The following is a 17654-nucleotide window of genomic DNA, read 5'->3' as shown; positions in this document are numbered from 1 at the left end:
CGCCCGCGGAGAAAAAGTGACCGCCGAGTATAGCGGCCGCCCGGCCCGCCCCGGGCCCGGCGTCCATGACGGTCAGTGCCGCAGGTGTCGCGGCCGCAGGCCCAGCGCCACCATCGCGACTGCATAGGTGGCGCCGCCGGCGCCGATCACAAGCACCAGCCAGCCGATGCGGTGCAGCGCGCCGTGGATGGCGGTCCACTCGCCGATCCAGAACCGCAGCCCCAGCACCACCACCGCCATCGCCGCGCAGGCGCCGGCCAGCCGCAACAGGTAGGTCGCCCAACCCGGTTCGGGCGCGAAGATGCCGCGCTGGCGCAGGTAGCGCCACAGCAGCACCGCATTGACGACGCCGGCCAGCGCGGTCGCCAGCGCGATGCCGCCGTGCGCGCCGGGCACGTCGTACAGCCACAGCGGCGTGGTCAGCGCGATCGTCAGCGCCACGTTCGCCGCGACCGTCCAGATCGCCGCACGCATCGGCGTCTTCGTGTCCTGGCGGGCGTAGAACGCCGGCGCCAACACCTTGCTGAGCATGAAGGCCGGCACGCCCAGACTCATCGCCGTCAGGCTGATCGCGGCCATGCGCGTGTCGGCCGCACTGAACTGCCCGTAGTTGTAGACGGTCGCGGTGATCGGCTCGGCCAGCAGCAACAAACCCAGGCCTGCCGGCACACCCGCCAGCAGCGCCATGCGCAGGCCCCAGTCCAGCGACTGGTTGTAGCCCGACGCATCCTCGGCCGCGTGGCGGCGCGAGAGGTGCGGCAGGATCACGGTGCCCAGTGCCACGCCGAACAGGCCCAAGGGGAATTCGATCAGGCGATCGGAGTAGTACAGCCAGTCGACGCTGCCCGCCGCCAAGAGCGAGGCGAACGCGGTGCCGACGAGCAGGTTCACCTGGGCGACCGACGAGGAAAACAGCGTCGGCAGCATCAGCCGGCCCACCTTGCGGACCTCCGGATGCGAGAACCCCGGCCGGAAGCGTGGGCGCAGCCCCAGCCGCCCCAGCGCCGGCCACAGCAGCGCCAGCTGCAGGAAGCCGGCGATCAGCACACCCCAGGCCAGGCCCTGCGGCGGCAGCTCGAAGCGCGGCGCCAGCCACAGCATCGCCGCGATCATCGTCAGGTTGTGCAGCACCGGGGTGAACGCCGGCAGCGCGAACTTGCCGTGGCTGTTGAGGATCGACGCCGACAGCGACATCAGCGAGATGAAAAGCAGATACGGGAACGTGGTCCGCAGCATCGTCGCGGTCTGGCCCAGCAGCTCCGGCTGATCCGCCCAGCCCGGCGCGAACAGGCGCGCGACCAGCGGCGACAACAGCATGCCCAGCGCGCAGACGACCAGCACCACCGCACACAGCGCGCCGGCCATGTGGTCGATGAAGGATTTGAGCGCGGAACGGTCGCCGCGCTCCTTGATCTCGTTGAGTACCGGCACGAAGGCCATCGCCATCGAGCCTTCCGCGAACACCCGGCGCAGGAAATTCGGGATGCGATAGGCGACAATGAAGGCACTCATCGCCCCGCCGGTCCCGAACAGGGTCGCCTGCAGCATGTCGCGGGCGAAGCCGGCGATCCGCGAGATCAGGGTCATCGCGCTGAACACCGCGCTCGAGCGCAGCAGGCCACCGCGCTTCTTCGGGGTCGGGCTGGCGGCCGCCGGATCGGGCGCCGTCACGCAGCAGGTCCGTTCAGGCCGGGCCGGTTGACGCAAGTATCTGAAACACCCATAATTTCCTGCTCAAATTTCCATTGGTCCGGCGACGCCGGATTTTCACACGTCCAGCTTCCAGGAATCCATCGTGGCAAACATCAAGTCCGCCAAGAAGCGCGCCAAGCAGACCGTCGTGCGCAACGCGCGCAACTCCGCCCAGCGCTCGCAGCTCCGCACCGCCGTCAAGAAGGTGCTCAAGGCGCTCGACGCCAACGACGCCGCCGGCGCGCAGGAGGCGTTCAACGTCGCCCAGCCGATCCTCGACCGTTTCAGCTCGCGCGGCCTGATCCACAAGAACAAGGCAGCCCGTCACAAGAGCCGCCTGACCGCACGCATCAAGGCGATCAAGGCCGCTGCCTGATCCCGGCCCGGCCGCTTCGGCTGCCGATGCGAAAAAACCCGGCCATTGGCCGGGTTTTTTGTTGTTCGCTCCTATCCACCATGGCGGAATGCCTGCTTCTGGTGGGCATCAGCCTGCCGGCCGGAAGCCGCTTCTCCCTCGGTCAAGTCCGGTTTGCGGTCCGGCCCGGCGCAGCGCGCCGGGCGTTCGGGTGGACGCGCGGCAGTGCCGCGCAAACAGTCCCCACTCACCCTGCCTTGACTCGGGCACACGCCCGCTTCGCGGTCCGGCCGGGCAAAGCATGCCCGGCGTTCGCCCGGTCGCGCGGCACGCCGCGCAAGCAGACCGGACTCCCCCATGGCGTGCTCGGCGCGGTCACCGGCCGCCAGTCCACTGCCTCGAACATTCAGTTCGTGCCTTCGTGCAGAACGAGTGCGGCTTGCTCGCTCGATAGAAGTGGCGAACTTCTAGCCGCAGCGCGTTGTGTCGGCCGGAGGGTTGCGGAGAGCGGACCATGGATAGTCCGCGGCGGCGAGTCAGGCATGGATGAGCAGCGACTGTTTGCGCGGCACTGCCGCGCAGTCGTTGCGAACGCCCGGCGCGCTGCGCCGGTCCGGGGAAGCGTTGCGCAGCTACGCGTGGTGCCGAGCCGAGGAGCAACCCCTGGACGGCGCAACGCTGTTTCCGAAGTGGGCGCTCATCGCGCCGGAAAGAATCACTACGAGCGCAGATCCAAAAATTCGAAACCCGGCCATAGGCCGGGCTTCAGAGAGAGCCAAACAACGACAGCCTCGCTCAGACCGCGTCCGCCGCCTCGCGCGCTTCGCGGTCGAGTTCGTCGAGCGCGGCCTGCGCCTTGAGCATCACCTCGCGGGTACCGTCATGCGCAAGGCCCGAGATCAGGAACCAGGGCGCGGTCCAGCCCAGCGCCTCGATGATGCGCGCCGCTTCGGCTTCCGATTCCTCGGGCAGCAGCGTGTCGGCCTTGTTGATCAGCAGCCAGCGCGGCTTCTCCAGCAACGCGGTGTCGAACTTCTCCAGCTCGCGCTCGATCGCGCGGACCTGGTCGACCGCATCGCTGCCGTCGAGCGGCGCGATTTCCACCAGATGCAGCAGCAGGCGCGTGCGCTGGATGTGGCGCAGGAACAGCGCGCCCAAGCCGGCGCCATCTGCCGCACCTTCGATCAGCCCCGGAATGTCGGCGATGACGAAGCTGCGCGCCGGCTCGACACTGACGACGCCAAGATTCGGATACAGCGTGGTGAACGGATAGTCCGCCACCTTCGGCGTCGCCGCCGAGACCGCGCGGATCAGCGTGCTCTTGCCGGCGTTCGGGAAGCCCAGCAGGCCGATGTCGGCCAGCAGCTTGAGCTCCAGGCGCAGCGTGCGCTCCTCGCCCTGCTCGCCCGGTGTCGACTGGCGCGGCGTGCGGTTGGTCGAACTCTTGAAGTGCATGTTGCCCAGGCCGCCCTGCCCGCCACGCGCCACCAGCAGGCGCTGGCCATGCGCGGTCAGATCGCCGATGACCTCGTCGGTCATGACGTTGTGCACCACGGTGCCCACCGGCACCACGATGACCAGCTCGTCGCCGCCCTTGCCGTACATCTGCCGGCCCATGCCGTTCTCGCCACGTTGGGCGCGAAACATGGTCTGGTGGCGGAAGTCGACCAGGGTGTTGAGGTTCTCGTCGGCGACCAGCACCACGCTGCCGCCGGCGCCGCCGTCGCCGCCGTCCGGCCCGCCGAGCGGGATGAACTTCTCGCGCCGGAATCCGACGCAGCCATTGCCGCCATTGCCGGCGGTGACAGTGATTTCGACTTCGTCGACGAGTTTCATAAGGCGGTGATTCGTAATTGGTGATTCGTGATTGGAGAACGCGCATGCGCCGCCAAGCTGCAGTCTACGTGGCGGGCTTCGCGGGCAGATCGAGCGTGTACAAACCGCGTTGCCCGATCACCCGTCACGATTCATAGGGCGGTGATTCGTGATCGGTGCTTCGTGATCGGAGAACGCGGGTGCGCCGCCAGGCCGCAGTCTACGTGGCCGGCTTCGCGGGCAGATCGAGCGCGTGCAAACCGCCTCGCCCAATCACCAGTCGCGAATCACCGTTCACGGCCCCCATCAATGAAAAGCCCCGCCGAAGCGGGGCTTTCCGGATCGTCACGTGTCGCGGGAGGCTCAGGCCTCGGCGACCACGCTGACGGTGCGGCGGTTCTTCGGACCCTTGGTGCCGAAGGTGACCTTGCCGTCGACCAGCGCGAACAGCGTGTGGTCACGACCGAGGCCCACGCCGGCGCCCGGATGGAACTGGGTGCCGCGCTGACGCACGATGATGTTGCCGGCTTCGATGGCCTGGCCACCGTAGATCTTGACGCCGAGGTACTTCGGGTTGGAGTCGCGGCCGTTGCGCGAGGAACCTACGCCCTTTTTATGTGCCATGCCTGCTGCTCCTTACTTCTTGTCGCCACCGGCGATGCCGGTGATCTCGATTTCGGTGTAGTGCTGACGGTGACCCTGACGCTTCATGTGGTGCTTGCGGCGACGGAACTTGATGATGCGCACCTTGTCGGCGCGGCCGTGCGACTTGATCGTCGCGGCGACCGTCGCGCCCTTCAGCGCGTCGCCCAGCTTGATGCCGTCGCTGTCGCCCAGCAGCAGGATGTTGTCGAACTTGATCTCGCTACCCACATCGCCTTCGAGCTTCTCGACGCGAAGGGTCTCACCTGCCATCACGCGGTACTGCTTGCCGCCCGTGACGAGGACTGCATAACTCATGACCAGACTTCCTCTGTAGTTATTGTGGTCTTACCTGCCGCCATCGAGGGCGGACAGAAGCGGGATTCTAGCCGGATCAGTGACTTGCGGTCAACTCGACCCGGGATTGCCGCGGGCGCGCCGCATCCGGTGGGCCGTTCCGCCCGCGCGCGTCGGCCGGCACCGGCGGAATCGCGCGAAACACGCGCCCCGGGCGGGCTTCACGACTGGCTGCCGGCCATTCGCAGATCCTGCGACGCCCCACCCGCAGACTGGCGTGTGGGCGGTTTGCCCCCATCTGTCGGGCTCGGTAGTCTGACCGATTGCCCGTTCCGCATGCGCCCCGCGCGTTGCGGCGCGGGGCCGGACCGCCCCTCCCCGCCCCCCAACCGGATTTCCAGCCGATGGCGATGGATACCATCCGCATTCGCGGTGCCCGTACCCACAACCTCAAGAACATCGATCTCGACCTGCCGCGCGACCAGCTGATCGTCATTACCGGTCTGTCGGGCTCGGGCAAGTCGTCGCTCGCGTTCGACACCATCTATGCCGAAGGCCAGCGCCGCTACGTCGAGTCGCTGTCCTCCTACGCGCGCCAGTTCCTCAGCGTGATGGAGAAGCCCGACCTCGATCACATCGAAGGTCTGAGCCCGGCGATCTCGATCGAGCAGAAGTCGACCTCGCACAACCCGCGCTCGACGGTCGGCACGATCACCGAGATCTACGACTACCTGCGCCTGCTCTACGCACGCGTCGGCAGCCCGCGCTGCCCCGACCACGGCTATCCGCTGGAAGCGCAGACGGTCAGCCAGATGGTCGACCAGGTGCTGGCGCTCGACGGCGAGACGCGCTGGATGCTGCTGGCGCCGGTCGTGCGCGAACGCAAGGGCGAACACGCCCAGGTGTTCGAGCAGCTGCGTGCGCAGGGCTATGTGCGCGTGCGCGTGGACGGCGAGCTGTACGAGATCGACGCGCTGCCGACGCTGGCGCTGCGCCAGAAGCACACCATCGAAGCGGTCATCGACCGCTTCAAGGTGCGCGAGGACATGAAGCAGCGCCTGGCCGAATCCTTCGAGACCGCGCTCAAGCTCGGCGAGGGCATGGTCTCGGTGCAGGCGATCGACGATGCGTCGATTCCGCCGCAACTGTTCTCGTCCAAGTACAGCTGCCCGGTCTGCGACTACGCGCTGCCCGAACTCGAGCCGCGCCTGTTCTCGTTCAATTCGCCGATCGGCGCCTGCCAGACCTGCGACGGCCTGGGCGTGAGCGAATTCTTCGATCCCGAACGCGTGGTCGTGCACCCCGAGCTGTCGCTCGCGGCCGGCGCGGTACGCGGCTGGGACCGCCGCAACGCCTACTACTTCCAGCTGCTGCAGTCGCTGGCCAAGCACTACGGCTTCGATGTCGACACGCCGTGGCAGGACCTGCCGCAGGCCTCGCGCGACGCGGTGCTGTTCGGCAGCGGCGACACCACCATCAACTTCACCTACATCACCGATTCGGGCGCGCGCACCCAGCGCAAGCACCGCTTCGAGGGCATCGTGCCGAACCTCGAGCGCCGCTACCGCGAAACCGAATCGGCGGCGGTGCGCGAGGAACTCGCCAAGTACATCAGCGAGCGTCCGTGCCCGGATTGCGAGGGCGCACGCCTGAACCGTTCGGCGCGAAACGTGTTCGTCGCCGACCGTCCGCTGCAGTCCATCGTCGTACTGCCGATCGACGAGGCGCTGGGCTTCTTCGGCCAGCTGCAGCTGCCGGGTTGGCGCGGCGAGATCGCGACCAAGATCGTCAAGGAGATCGCCGAGCGCCTGAGCTTCCTCGTCGACGTGGGCCTCGACTACCTCACGCTGGAGCGCAAGGCTGACACGCTGTCGGGCGGCGAGGCGCAGCGCATCCGCCTGGCCTCGCAGATCGGCGCGGGTCTGGTCGGCGTGATGTACGTGCTCGACGAGCCGTCGATTGGCCTGCACCAGCGCGACAACGAGCGTCTGCTGGCGACGCTGACGCGTCTGCGCGACCTGGGCAATACGGTCATCGTCGTCGAGCACGACGAGGATGCGATCCGCCTGGCCGACCACATCGTCGACATCGGTCCCGGTGCCGGTGTGCACGGTGGCGAAGTCGTGGCGCAGGGTTCCTACGAGGACGTGCTCAAGGCGCCGCGTTCGCTGACCGGCCAGTACCTCAGCGGCCGCAAGCGCATCGACATTCCGGCCAAGCGCCACAAGCCCAATCCGAAGATGCAGCTCAAGCTGCTGGGCGCGTCCGGCCACAACCTCAAGAACGTCGACCTGAAGATTCCCTCGGGCCTGTTCACTGCCGTCACCGGCGTGTCGGGCTCGGGCAAGTCGACGCTGATCAACGACACCCTGCACGCGCTCGCCGCGAACGAGATCAACGGTGCGTCGCACAAGGCCGCGCCGTATCGCGAGGTCGAGGGCCTGGACCTGTTCGACAAGGTCGTCGACATCGACCAGTCGCCGATCGGCCGCACGCCGCGGTCGAACCCGGCCACCTACACCGGTCTGTTCACGCCGCTGCGCGAACTGTTCGCCCAGGTGCCCGAGGCGCGCTCGCGCGGCTACGCCGCCGGACGTTTCAGCTTCAACGTGCGCGGCGGCCGCTGCGAGGCCTGTCAGGGCGACGGCCTGCTGAAGGTGGAGATGCACTTCCTGCCCGACGTCTACGTGCCCTGCGACGTCTGCCACGGCAAGCGCTACAACCGCGAAACGCTGGAGATCCTCTACAAGGGCCACAGCATCCACGACGTGCTGGAAATGACGGTCGAGGATGCGCTGGTGCTGTTCGAGAACCTGCCGCCGATCGCGCGCAAGCTCGAAACGCTGATCGACGTCGGCCTGAGCTACATCAAGCTCGGCCAGAGCGCGACGACGCTGTCGGGCGGCGAAGCGCAGCGCGTGAAGCTGTCGAAGGAACTCTCGCGCCGCGACACCGGCCGCACGCTGTACATCCTCGACGAACCGACGACCGGCCTGCACTTCCACGACATCGAGCACCTGCTCGCCGTGCTGCACAAGCTGCGCGACGAGGGCAATACGGTGGTGGTGATCGAGCACAATCTCGACGTGATCAAGACCGCGGACTGGGTCGTCGATCTCGGCCCCGAAGGCGGTCACCGCGGCGGGCAGATCATCGCCGAGGGCACGCCGGAGCAGGTCGCGGCGATGCCGCAGTCGCACACCGGCCAGTTCCTCGCGCGCCTGCTCGACGCCAAGCTCGCCGAACCGGCCGATCCCAAGCCCGAGCGCAAGATGGCGCGCAAGTCGACCGCGCATCTGCCCAAGCCGTTGCCGCGCAAGGGCGCGTCGACCAAGGCCGCCGAGGCCGATGCGAAGGTACGCGCTGAACTGATGCGCGAAGGCTCGAGGCAAGTCACATCGGACGACGATGCTGCGACGAAGCCGGTAGCAAAGAAAGCCGCGGCGAAGAAGACGAAGAAGGGAGCGAAGGCATGAGCGAACAGACAGTTCTTATCCGCATGCCGATCGAGTTGCGCTGGCGCGATCTCGACGCGTTCAACCATGTCAACAACTCCAACTTCATGACGTATCTGGAGGAGGCGCGCATCCGCTGGTTCGACACCGTCGGCGAGGCCTGGGTCACTGACGAGACCGCGCCGTTGCTGGCCGCGGTGCAGATGAACTACAAGGTGCCGATTCCGTATCCGTCGAAGATCGTCGTCGAACTGCTGGTGGATCGTCTCGGCAATTCCAGCGTGACGATCGGCCACCGCATCGTGTCCGAGGACGGCGCGACGCTGCACGCCGACGGGCACGTGGTGATGGTGTGGATCGATCGCCGCACGGGACGCCCGACGGCGCTGCCCGAGTCGGTGCGGGCGAAGGCGCAGGCGGCCGCGTGAACCCGGTGGGCGCGACCCCGGTCGCGGTTCCCGCGATGTCGGCATCGCGACCACGATCGCGCCCGCACCCGGGCATCCGACCGCTGCGCGCTACGATCGGGTCTCACTTTTCCGGAGCCGCGCGATGACCGCACTGATCGACATCCAGGACCACGGCCCGATCCGCGAGCTGGCGCTCGCGCGCCCGCCGGCGAACGCGCTCGATCCGGCGCTGTGTATTGCCCTGCGTGATGCCATTGATGGCGCGGCGTCGGACGGCGTCGGCGGTATCGTGCTCAGCGGCGGTCCCAAGGTCTTCTCCGGCGGCCTCGACGTACCGCATCTGCTCTCGCTCCCCGATGCCGCTGCATTGCGTGGTGCGTGGGACGCGTTCTTCGCCGCCGCGCGCGCCCTGGCCGCGGCGCCGATGCCGGTCGCCGCCGCCCTCGCCGGCCACGCGCCCGCGGGTGGCTGCGTGCTGGCGCTGTGCTGCGATTACCGGGTGATGGCCTCGGGCGCGTACCGGATCGGTCTCAATGAGACGCAGGTGGGCCTGGTGGCACCCGACGGCATCCAGCGACTGATGCGGCGCACGATCGGTGCACGCCAGGCCGAGCGCCTGCTGGTCGGCGGTGTGCTGGTCGATGCCGAGGAAGCACTGCGGCTCGGACTGGTGGACGAACTGGCCGGCATCGACGAGGTCGCGGTACGCGCGCGCCTCTGGCTGGAATCGCTGCTGGCCCTGCCGCGCGCGCCGATGCTGGAAACGCGCGCGATCGCCCGTGCGGACCTGATCGAGGCGCTGCACGAGGACAACATCGATCTGGGCCGCTTCGTCGATGCGTGGAATGCGCCGGATACGCAGGCGGGCTTGCGGGCGCTGGTGGCGCGGCTGGGGCGGTAGTGCGCGGCTTTTCCGAGCTGGCGAGAAAGCAGAATCAAAATGGGCCCCGGCTTGACCAGACATGCGTCTGTTGAAAGCCGCTGGGGCGACGGAGATGTCGCGAGTCCATGGCTGCGCGGGATCGTCATCCCAGCGAAGGCTGGGATCCATTTTGATTTGATCTTCGAGTAAGAGATCGACGTGTGGCGAGCGCAACAGCCATACCTCGGTCTCAGCCCCCGACCGCAACCTCGCGCGCCGGATCATCCACCCATCCACTCCACGACGGCGCATACAGCAGTGCACCGTCGCGGCCGGCATGCGCCATCGCCAGCAGGTGATGGCAGGCGGTCACACCGGAGCCGCACATCACCGCGACCTCCGCCGGCGGGTGACCGGCGAGCAGCGAGTCGAATTCCTGCGCAAGGCTGGCAGCGGGCTTGAAGCGACCGTCGCGCAGATTGTCCGCATACGGCCGGTTGCGCGCGCCGGGGACATGGCCCGCGCGCGGATCCAGCGGTTCGACTTCGCCGCGGAAACGCGCGCCCGCGCGCGCATCGAGCAGCAGGCCGCCGGCATCGAGATGCCGCTGCAGGGCGTCGGCGGTGCGCAGCAGGCGCGCTTCGTCGAAGGTCAGCGTGACCGTTGGTTCGGGCGCGATGAAGGGCGCGTCCGTCTCCACGGGCAGGCCCAGCGCGTTCCAGGCCGCCCAGCCGCCGTCGAGCACCGCCGCCGCTTCGTGGCCGACGCTGCGTAGCAGCCTCCACAGTCGCGCGGCGAAGGCGCCGTCGCTGTCGTCGTAGGCGACGACCTGCGTGCCGGGCGCGATGCCCAAGCGGGACAGCGTCGCGGCGAGTGCGTCGGCATCCGGCCAGGGGTGGCGACCGAGCCCCGGTCCTTTTGGCCCGGACAGATCACGTTCGAGATGTGCATACACGGCGCCCGGCACGTGCGCCTCGCGCCATGCCGCCTCGCCGACGCCGTCGGAGGCGCCGGCCGCCGCCAGCGCGAAGCGGCAATCGACGATGCGGATGCCGGGATCGCCCAACGCGGCGGCCAGCGTCGGCGCGTCGACCAGCGTGGTCCAGCGCGCGCTCACAACCGCTCCAGGCGATCGCGCAGGTTGAGCAGGATCGACGCGGTCGCGCCCCAGATGCGGTGCGTGGGCGCAGCGGCCAGCGTTTCGTATTCGAGTACGTGCCGCACGCGGCCGCGGAACTCGATGTCGACACGACGGAGGCTGGTCGGCGCCATCAGGAACGCGAGCGGCGCCTCAAACACCTCGGCGACCTCGCCGGGTTCGGGCACCGGTTCGAAACCGGGATCGAGCAGCGCGACGACCGGTGTGACCCGGTAGCCGGTGATGGTCGCCAGCGGATCGAGATAGCCCAGCGGCTGCACCTGCTGCGGATGCAGCCCGATCTCCTCGCAGGCCTCGCGCAGCGCCGCCTGCAGGGGGCCGCCGTCCTCGGGCTCCTGGCGACCGCCGGGAAAGCTGACCTGGCCCGCGTGGTGGCGCAGCGTGTCGGTGCGACGCGTCAGCATCGCCTGCAGGCCATCGTCGCGACGCACCAGGCCGACCAGCACCGCCGCCTCGCGCAGGGGCGCGGCGTCATCGAGCAGCCCGTCGAGCTCGTCGACGTTCCAGCCACGCGCTGCCGGCGGCGTATCGAGCGGATGCAGCACGCGCGCCAGTCCGTCGGTGTCGACGTCGAATTCGATGACGGGATCGAGACTCATGTGCGCGCCGCCTCGCGGGCCGGCAGCACCACCTCCATCATCCGCGCGCGCTCGGCGTCGCTCATCTGTGACCAGCCGCCGATCTCCGCCAGCGTGCGCAGGCAGCCGTAGCAGGTGCCGTCGGCATCGAGACTGCAGACACCGGTACACGGGGTCAGCATGGCGCGGGGCGGTGTCGCGTTCATCCGGACGATTCTAGCGGGGTGCGGCGGAACGGGAGGACAGCGACCGCCACATACGACGACGCCGACGTGCGGAGCACGTCGGCGTCGGGTCTTGCATGAGGCGTGGCGCGATCAGCGGGTGCTGAGCAGCTTCACCATCACGCCGACCGGCTGCTTGGCGATTTCCTGCGTGCCTTCGCCGGAGACGAACTTGCCCGGCGGGAAGACCACTTCGTAGACCGCGTTGAGCGGCATCAGCGGCAGCACTTCGCGCAGACCGGCGATCGGGGCTTCCGACACGCGGAACGGCGGGGTCTTGTCTTCCTGGCTCAGACCGATGCCGGCCGGCACGATCAGCGCCTGGTAGGCCACTTCGACGGTGCTGGCGGCGGTCGGCTTGGCGCCCGAACCGGCTTCGACGACGCGGTACATCACGCCGCTCGGCAGCGAGATCACGCCTTCGCGCGCCTTGTACTCGTTGATGAACGTGGTCGCCTGGCCTTCGTTCGCGGTCAGCGCCTGACGACGCTCGGCCACGATCTTCTGCTGCATGCGCTGCTGGAAGGCGTTGTAGGCAGTGCCCATCTGCTCGGGCGTGTAGGTGGGATCCTTGCGGCCGTGACCGTCCTGCAGGCCCTTGATGATCGTGTTGACGTCGACCGACTCACCGGTCTCCGCCAGGCGGTTGCCCAGATCGAAACCCAGCGCATAGCTCAGCGTGGTGCGGTCATTCGCATTGGCTGCGGGCGCGGCTGCCTGCTGCGCGAACGCTGCGCCGCTGAACGTCATGGCCGCGACGGCGGCCGCAATAAAACGCAACTTCATTCCGTGGATCTCCACTAGGTCGGATTTCGATATCGCCTGTCGCGCGAAGGGGCGGTCGAACCGCCCCTATGGACGCGCTAGGATAGCGGTCGAAGGGCTTAACCGCCACTGACGACTTCCCTGAGACAGCGGCCGCCCGGACAAGTTCCTTCAGGCGCTGTTTTTCGCGTCCGGAGATCCTTGTGTCCGATTCCCCGCTGCTCATCGAAGACCACGGCGCCGTGCGCGTGGTCACGGTCAATCGCCCCGACAAGCTGAACGCGCTGAACTCGGCCACGCTCGACGCGCTGCATCGCGCGTTCGACGACGCCGCGCGCGACGACGCCGTGCGCGTGGTCGTGCTGACTGGCGCCGGCCCGAAGGCGTTCGTCGCCGGCGCCGACATCAGCGAGATGGCCGAGCTGCCGCCGGTCCAGGGCCGCGACTTTGCCCTGCGCGGCCAGGCGATGATGCGCACCGTCGAGACCCTGTCCAAGCCGGTGATCGCGATGGTCAACGGCTTCGCGCTGGGTGGCGGACTGGAACTGGCGATGTGCTGCCATCTGCGTATCGCCGCCGACACCGCCAAGGTCGGCCAGCCGGAGGTGAACCTCGGCCTGATTCCCGGTTTCGGCGGCACCCAGCGCCTGCTGCGTCTGGCCGGTCGCGCGGCGACGCTGGAACTGTGCCTGACCGGCGCACCGATCGATGCGACGCGCGCGCTCGCGCTGGGCATCGTCAATCGCGTGGTGCCGGCGGCCGAACTGCAGACGCAGACGATGGCGCTGGCCGAGCAGCTCGCGAACGCGGCGCCGCTGGCACTGCGTGGCGTGCTGGACTGCGTGAACTTCGGCGGCGAAAGCGCGATCGGCGAAGGCCTCGCCTACGAGGCCGCGCAGTTCGGCCTGATGTTCGCGACCGAGGACATGCGCGAAGGCACGCGCGCATTTCTCGAACGCCGCAAGCCGGCGTTCTCGAATCGCTGATCGAAACACCCCATGCCGCACCGCCCGCCAGACGCCAGCGTTCCGGACCCCGCCGCCCTCGACCGTCTCGTTGCGCTGTTGCGCGCTGACGATGTCGATGCCGCGATCGATGCGGGGCTGATGGACGCCTGGCCGGACGGCTGCGCCGACACGCTGACACCGGACGCACGCGACCTGCTGCTGGCAACGCGTCGGCGCCTGCGCGCCGCCTGGGACGCACGCGCGCGATTCGAGGCACGCAATGCCAGGCTCGCGCAGCGTGCGGCCGAACGCGACGCCGGACGGCGCATGCCGCCCCCGGGCGAATCCGTCGACGATGCGCCCACATCGCGGCCCGCGTTGCCGACCGGTGCCGCCGCCCTGCTCGCCCGTGCCAAGGCGCGCGCCGGCGGAGGCACGTCGTGACGGCATCACCCGTAGCAGCGGCGCCCAGGCGTCGCGGCCCCACGATGACACGCGCGGAGATCCACGAGTTCCTGTCGCGCCTGCGCGAAATCGATCCCGAACCGACAACCGAACTCGAATACACCTCGCCGTTCGAGCTGCTGATCGCGGTGATCCTGTCGGCGCAGGCGACCGACGTCGGCGTCAACAAGGCGACGCGGCGTCTGTACCCGGTCGCGAACACCGCGCAGGCGATCCTCGACCTGGGCGAAGACGCGCTCAAGCGTCACATCTCGACGATCGGCCTGTTCAACGCCAAGGCGAAAAACGTGATCGCGGCTTGCCGCATCCTGGTGGCGCAGCACGGCGGCGAAGTGCCCAATGACCGCGCCGCACTCGAGGCGCTGCCGGGCGTGGGCCGCAAGACCGCGAACGTCGTCCTCAACACGGTGTTCGGCGAACCGGCGATCGCGGTGGACACGCACATCTTCCGCGTGTCGAACCGCACGGGTCTGGCGCCCGGCAAGGACGTGCGCGCAGTCGAGGACCGGCTGATGCGCGTCATTCCCGGGGAGTTCCTGCTCGGCGCGCACCACTGGCTGATCCTGCACGGGCGCTACACCTGCAAGGCGCGCAAGCCGGACTGTCCGAAGTGCGTGGTGCGGGATCTGTGCCGGTTCAAGGAGAAGACGGTGGGGAGCGCTTAGCGCGAGCCCCAGCCTTTTAGCTCGTCATCCCAGCGGACGCTGGGATCCATTTTCGCGGTAATGCCCAGATCAACATGGGCCCCAGCCTGACCAGACATGCGTCTGTTGAAAGCCGCTAGGGCGACGGTCGATATTTTCGATCGAACTGTGAGGGTCAGGCGCGACAAGAAGTCAGCCGCCGCGCCTCACCAAATCATTCATCCCGCTCCGAGAACGGCTTGCGCGGCAGTCGCTCTTCACGCATCGCCGCGTGATACGCGAACGACGCGATGATCGCCGCGGCCTGCTTCAGGTCGTCCGGCACCACGTGGTCGTAGGTGTCGAGATGCGTGTGATGGACGTGGCTGAAATAGTCGGCCGGGTCCTGCACGAACTGGAAGCCCGGCAGGCCGACGCGGTCGAAGGAGATGTGGTCGGTGCTGCCGGTATTGCGCGTGGTCACGACAGTCGCGCCCAGATCGGCGAATGGCGCCAGCCACGCGCGGAACACCGGCACGGCGGCGTGGTTCTCCTGCGCGTAGATACCGCGGATGCGCCCGGTGCCGTTGTCGAAGTTGAAATAGGTCGAGAAGCGATCGAAGCCGGCGCGTCGCTGCAGCGGACCGGTGCCACGCTGGAACGCGCGCGGCAATGCGATCTGCTCGGGATCGGTCGGCGCCGGCCAGTCGGCCAGGTACTTGGCGACATAGCCGGCCGAACCATGCAGGCCCTGCTCCTCGCCGCCCCACAGCGCGATGCGGATCGTGCGCTTCGGGCGCGCGTCGATCGCCTTGAGGATGCGCATGGCCTCCATCATCACGACCACGCCCGCGCCGTTGTCGGCCGCGCCGGTGCCGGTGTGCCAGGAATCGAGATGGGCGCCGATGATCACCGTCTCGTTCGCCTTCGAACTGCCGCGCAGTTCGGCGAAGGTGCTGGTCGCCGGCAGATCGGCATCGCTGGTGAAACGGGCCTGCACGTCGACGCGCAGACGCGGCGCCTGCTTGGCGTCGACGGCGCGCACGAGCTGGTTGTAGTGCTCGGCCGCGACGACGAGATCCGGCACGCCCTCGGGATCGCCGGCCTTGCGGCCGCCCCCGCCCATCACGCGGACGATGCCGTTGTCCCAGGAACTGATCGACAGCGTCGCCAGCACACCTTCCTCGGCGAAGAAGGTGTTGAGCGCGCGTACCAGCTCCTGACGCTTGCGGTACTCGTCCAGGCGCTTGTTCTGCGCGTCCGGGTCGCGGTCCTGCGGCACCGGGAAGGTCTGCAGTTCGCCGAGGTCTTCCTCGGTGTGGCGACGGAAATCCGGCTTGTCGGCGGGCTTGTAGGCGCGGGCCTCGTCGAGCAGCACGATCTTGCCGGCAAGCTTGCCGCGCTGCTTCTCGATGTCCTCGACGGTCTTGAACGAGGCGCGCACCAGCTCGCCTTCGACCGGTCCATTGGTGCCCGGCGTCCACGCCTTGGGCAGCGCGTGGATCGGCAGCTCGCGCGGCGCGATCAGTTCGACGCGCGAGGCGCGGAATTCCCAGCCGCGCCCGAAGGCTTCGTCGTAGACCTCGTCGTGCACATTGGTCAGGCCATAGCCGCTGAGCTTGTTGCGCGCCCATTCGCTCGAACGCACGTAGGCCGGCGAGTTGGTCAGGCGCGGGCCGATGGTCTCGGTCAGCTCCTTGAGGTTGGCCGCGACCTGCGAGCGGTTGAAGGCCTCGTGGCGGATCTTGGCGACGACGTCCAGATCGACCGGTTCGACCGCCTGCGAGAAGGCCAGACACGGTGCGAGGGCGACGATGGCCACGGCGGCCTGCAGCAGACGGAAGCGTTTGGATTGCGGCTTGCTCACGGAACTCCCCGGACAGAATGCGGAACGCGGCGCGCCTGCACGGCGGACCGGTGCGTGCGCCGTCTCCACGGCGCGGCCGCCCATGCTACCCGCAGCCTGCATCGCTTCGCGGCTGCATGACGGCACTTGACGCTCGCAATCGAACGTGGCCGCGTTGCGCTGCGGCCTGCAGGCCACGCGCTGGAAGTGCGACTATCGGGATCGACTTCCGCTACCGACGTGCGCGCATGAAACCACTGCTGTCCGGCCTCGCCCTCGCCCTGTCCCTCGCCTGCGTGCCCGCCCTGGCCGCCGACACCGTCTCCGCGGAAGCGCGTGCGCTGCACGAGCGCATCCTCACGCTGGACAGTCATCTCGACACGCCGATGTTCTTCGCGCGCGAAGGCTGGGACATCCTGCAGCGCAACGACACCGCGCCGCTGAACAGCCAGGTCGACCTGCCGAAGATGGTCGAAGGCGGCCTCGATGGCGGCGTCTGGGTGATCTACACCGGCCAGCGCGGACGCACGCCCGCCGACGATCTCGCCGCGCGCGATCACGGCCTGACGCGCCTGGTCGAGATCCGCGAGCTGCTGGCCGCGCACCCCGACACCTTCGAGCTCGCGCTGACGGCCGATGACGCCGCGCGCATCCGCGATGCCGGCAAGCGCGTGGTCTACATCAGCATCGAGAACGCCTCGCCGCTGAGCGCCGACCCCTCACTGCTGGGGTTCTATCACCGCATGGGCGTGCGCGTGCTCGGCCTGGTGCACACGTCGAACAACGATTTCGCTGACTCGGCCAGCACGCCGCCGGAATGGAACGGGCTGAGCGACAAGGGCCGCGCACTGGTGGCCGAAGCGAATCGCCTCGGCATCGTGCTGGACCACTCGCATGCGTCGGATGCGGTGTTCGACCAGCTCATCGCACTGTCGAAGGCGCCGATCATCCTCAGCCACACCGGCGCCGACGCGGTCTACGAACACCCGCGCAACATCGACGATGCGCGCATCCGCACGCTGGCCGAGCACGGCGGCGTGATCCTGGTGAACTCGCTGGGCAGCTATCTGATCGACACCGGCGCGACGCCCGCCTATCGCGAGGAAGTCGCCGCGCTCTTTGATCGCTTCGGTGGCCGCGCCAACATGCGCGATGCGGACTGGCACGAATTCGACCGGCTGCGCGCGGAACTCGATGCGAAACATGGCCTCAAGCAGGCGACGCTCGACGACTACTTCGCCCACATCCTGCACATCATCGAGGTCGCCGGACCCGAGCACGTCGGCTTCGGCGCCGACTGGGACGGCGGTGGCGGCGTCGTGGGGATGGAGGACGTGTCCGACCTGCCGAAGATCACCGCGCGGCTGCTCGAGGCCGGCTACACCGAAGCGCAGATCGAGGCGATGTGGAGCGGGAACCTGCTGCGCGTGATCCGGCAGGCGCAGGCGGTGGCGGAAGCAGAGGCGCAGACGGCGAGCTGAAGTGCGCGGGCCTCGCCGGTAAGCCGTTGACATGCCCC

At 68.3% G+C, this 17654-nt stretch carries 14 protein-coding genes and 2 pseudogenes; 8 read left to right on the top strand and 8 right to left on the bottom strand.

What is annotated here, in order from left to right; translation table 11 throughout:
* Positions 1–72: 72 nt before the first annotated feature.
* Positions 73–1617 carry a murein biosynthesis integral membrane protein MurJ gene (gene murJ, locus E2F49_RS01575; protein ID WP_279487332.1) on the bottom strand — a complete coding sequence of 515 codons (1545 nt, stop codon included), beginning with the start codon at positions 1615–1617 and terminating at the stop codon, positions 73–75.
* Between the two features lie 178 nt (positions 1618–1795).
* Between murJ and rpsT the strand changes: the two genes are divergently transcribed.
* The gene (rpsT, locus tag E2F49_RS01570; RefSeq protein WP_055247353.1) at positions 1796–2068 is read left to right on the top strand and encodes a 30S ribosomal protein S20; all 273 of its coding nucleotides are present in this window, start codon (positions 1796–1798) and stop codon (positions 2066–2068) included.
* A gap of 774 nt (positions 2069–2842) precedes the next feature.
* Here rpsT and cgtA read toward each other — a convergent pair.
* From cgtA to rplU, 3 genes are all read right to left on the bottom strand, one after another.
* Positions 2843–3883, bottom strand: a complete 1041-nt coding sequence (cgtA, locus tag E2F49_RS01565) for an Obg family GTPase CgtA (RefSeq protein ID WP_133392329.1) — start codon at positions 3881–3883, stop codon at positions 2843–2845.
* 342 nt (positions 3884–4225) lie between these two features.
* The gene (gene rpmA / locus E2F49_RS01560; protein WP_055247349.1) at positions 4226–4486 is read right to left on the bottom strand and encodes a 50S ribosomal protein L27; all 261 of its coding nucleotides are present in this window, start codon (positions 4484–4486) and stop codon (positions 4226–4228) included.
* A 12-nt stretch (positions 4487–4498) separates the two neighbouring features.
* On the bottom strand, positions 4499–4822 hold the full coding sequence (rplU, locus tag E2F49_RS01555; protein WP_055247347.1) for a 50S ribosomal protein L21: 324 nt from the start codon (positions 4820–4822) through the stop codon (positions 4499–4501).
* Between the two features lie 383 nt (positions 4823–5205).
* On the opposite strand from rplU, the pseudogene uvrA reads away from it, so the two are divergent.
* The 3 genes and pseudogenes from uvrA to E2F49_RS01540 all read left to right on the top strand — a co-directional run.
* A pseudogene (uvrA, locus tag E2F49_RS01550) lies at positions 5206–8127 on the top strand (excinuclease ABC subunit UvrA); the annotation flags it as partial.
* A gap of 146 nt (positions 8128–8273) precedes the next feature.
* Positions 8274–8684, top strand: a complete 411-nt coding sequence (locus E2F49_RS01545) for an acyl-CoA thioesterase (protein WP_133392327.1) — start codon at positions 8274–8276, stop codon at positions 8682–8684.
* 124 nt (positions 8685–8808) lie between these two features.
* Positions 8809–9567 carry an enoyl-CoA hydratase/isomerase family protein gene (locus E2F49_RS01540; RefSeq protein WP_133392326.1) on the top strand — a complete coding sequence of 253 codons (759 nt, stop codon included), beginning with the start codon at positions 8809–8811 and terminating at the stop codon, positions 9565–9567.
* A 211-nt stretch (positions 9568–9778) separates the two neighbouring features.
* On the opposite strand, the gene E2F49_RS01535 is transcribed toward E2F49_RS01540, so the two are convergent.
* From E2F49_RS01535 to E2F49_RS01525, 3 genes and pseudogenes are all read right to left on the bottom strand, one after another.
* Positions 9779–10645 carry a sulfurtransferase gene (locus E2F49_RS01535; protein WP_133392325.1) on the bottom strand — a complete coding sequence of 289 codons (867 nt, stop codon included), beginning with the start codon at positions 10643–10645 and terminating at the stop codon, positions 9779–9781.
* Positions 10642–11471: pseudogene (locus tag E2F49_RS01530) on the bottom strand (CoA pyrophosphatase). Before E2F49_RS01530 ends, E2F49_RS01535 begins: the two are co-directional and overlap by 4 nt.
* 111 nt (positions 11472–11582) lie before the next feature.
* Positions 11583–12275, bottom strand: coding sequence for an FKBP-type peptidyl-prolyl cis-trans isomerase N-terminal domain-containing protein (locus E2F49_RS01525; RefSeq protein ID WP_055247336.1), 693 nt, complete (start codon positions 12273–12275; stop codon positions 11583–11585).
* 182 nt (positions 12276–12457) lie between these two features.
* Between E2F49_RS01525 and E2F49_RS01520 the strand changes: the two genes are divergently transcribed.
* From E2F49_RS01520 to nth, 3 genes are read left to right on the top strand one after another with little or no spacing between them, the layout of a single operon-like run.
* Entirely contained in the window at positions 12458–13240 is a 783-nt protein-coding gene (locus E2F49_RS01520) for an enoyl-CoA hydratase-related protein (protein WP_133392324.1), read from the top strand.
* A gap of 12 nt (positions 13241–13252) precedes the next feature.
* Entirely contained in the window at positions 13253–13645 is a 393-nt protein-coding gene (locus tag E2F49_RS01515; protein ID WP_133392323.1) for a hypothetical protein, read from the top strand.
* A gap of 44 nt (positions 13646–13689) precedes the next feature.
* The gene (nth, locus tag E2F49_RS01510) at positions 13690–14331 is read left to right on the top strand and encodes an endonuclease III (protein WP_133392322.1); all 642 of its coding nucleotides are present in this window, start codon (positions 13690–13692) and stop codon (positions 14329–14331) included.
* Between the two features lie 193 nt (positions 14332–14524).
* Here the strand turns inward: nth and E2F49_RS01505 are convergent, their stop codons facing one another.
* Positions 14525–16126, bottom strand: a complete 1602-nt coding sequence (locus tag E2F49_RS01505) for a M28 family metallopeptidase (RefSeq protein WP_425481349.1) — start codon at positions 16124–16126, stop codon at positions 14525–14527.
* A 257-nt stretch (positions 16127–16383) separates the two neighbouring features.
* On the opposite strand from E2F49_RS01505, the gene E2F49_RS01500 reads away from it, so the two are divergent.
* Positions 16384–17616 carry a dipeptidase gene (locus E2F49_RS01500; RefSeq protein WP_133392320.1) on the top strand — a complete coding sequence of 411 codons (1233 nt, stop codon included), beginning with the start codon at positions 16384–16386 and terminating at the stop codon, positions 17614–17616.
* The last annotated feature ends 38 nt before the right edge of the window (positions 17617–17654 follow it).

This window comes from Luteimonas terrae, from assembly GCF_004358165.1.
In the GTDB taxonomy this organism is placed as follows: Bacteria; Pseudomonadota; Gammaproteobacteria; order Xanthomonadales; family Xanthomonadaceae; genus Luteimonas; species Luteimonas terrae.
Note: the sequence above shows the minus strand (reverse complement) of the source record. Positions and strands in the feature narration are given on the sequence as shown.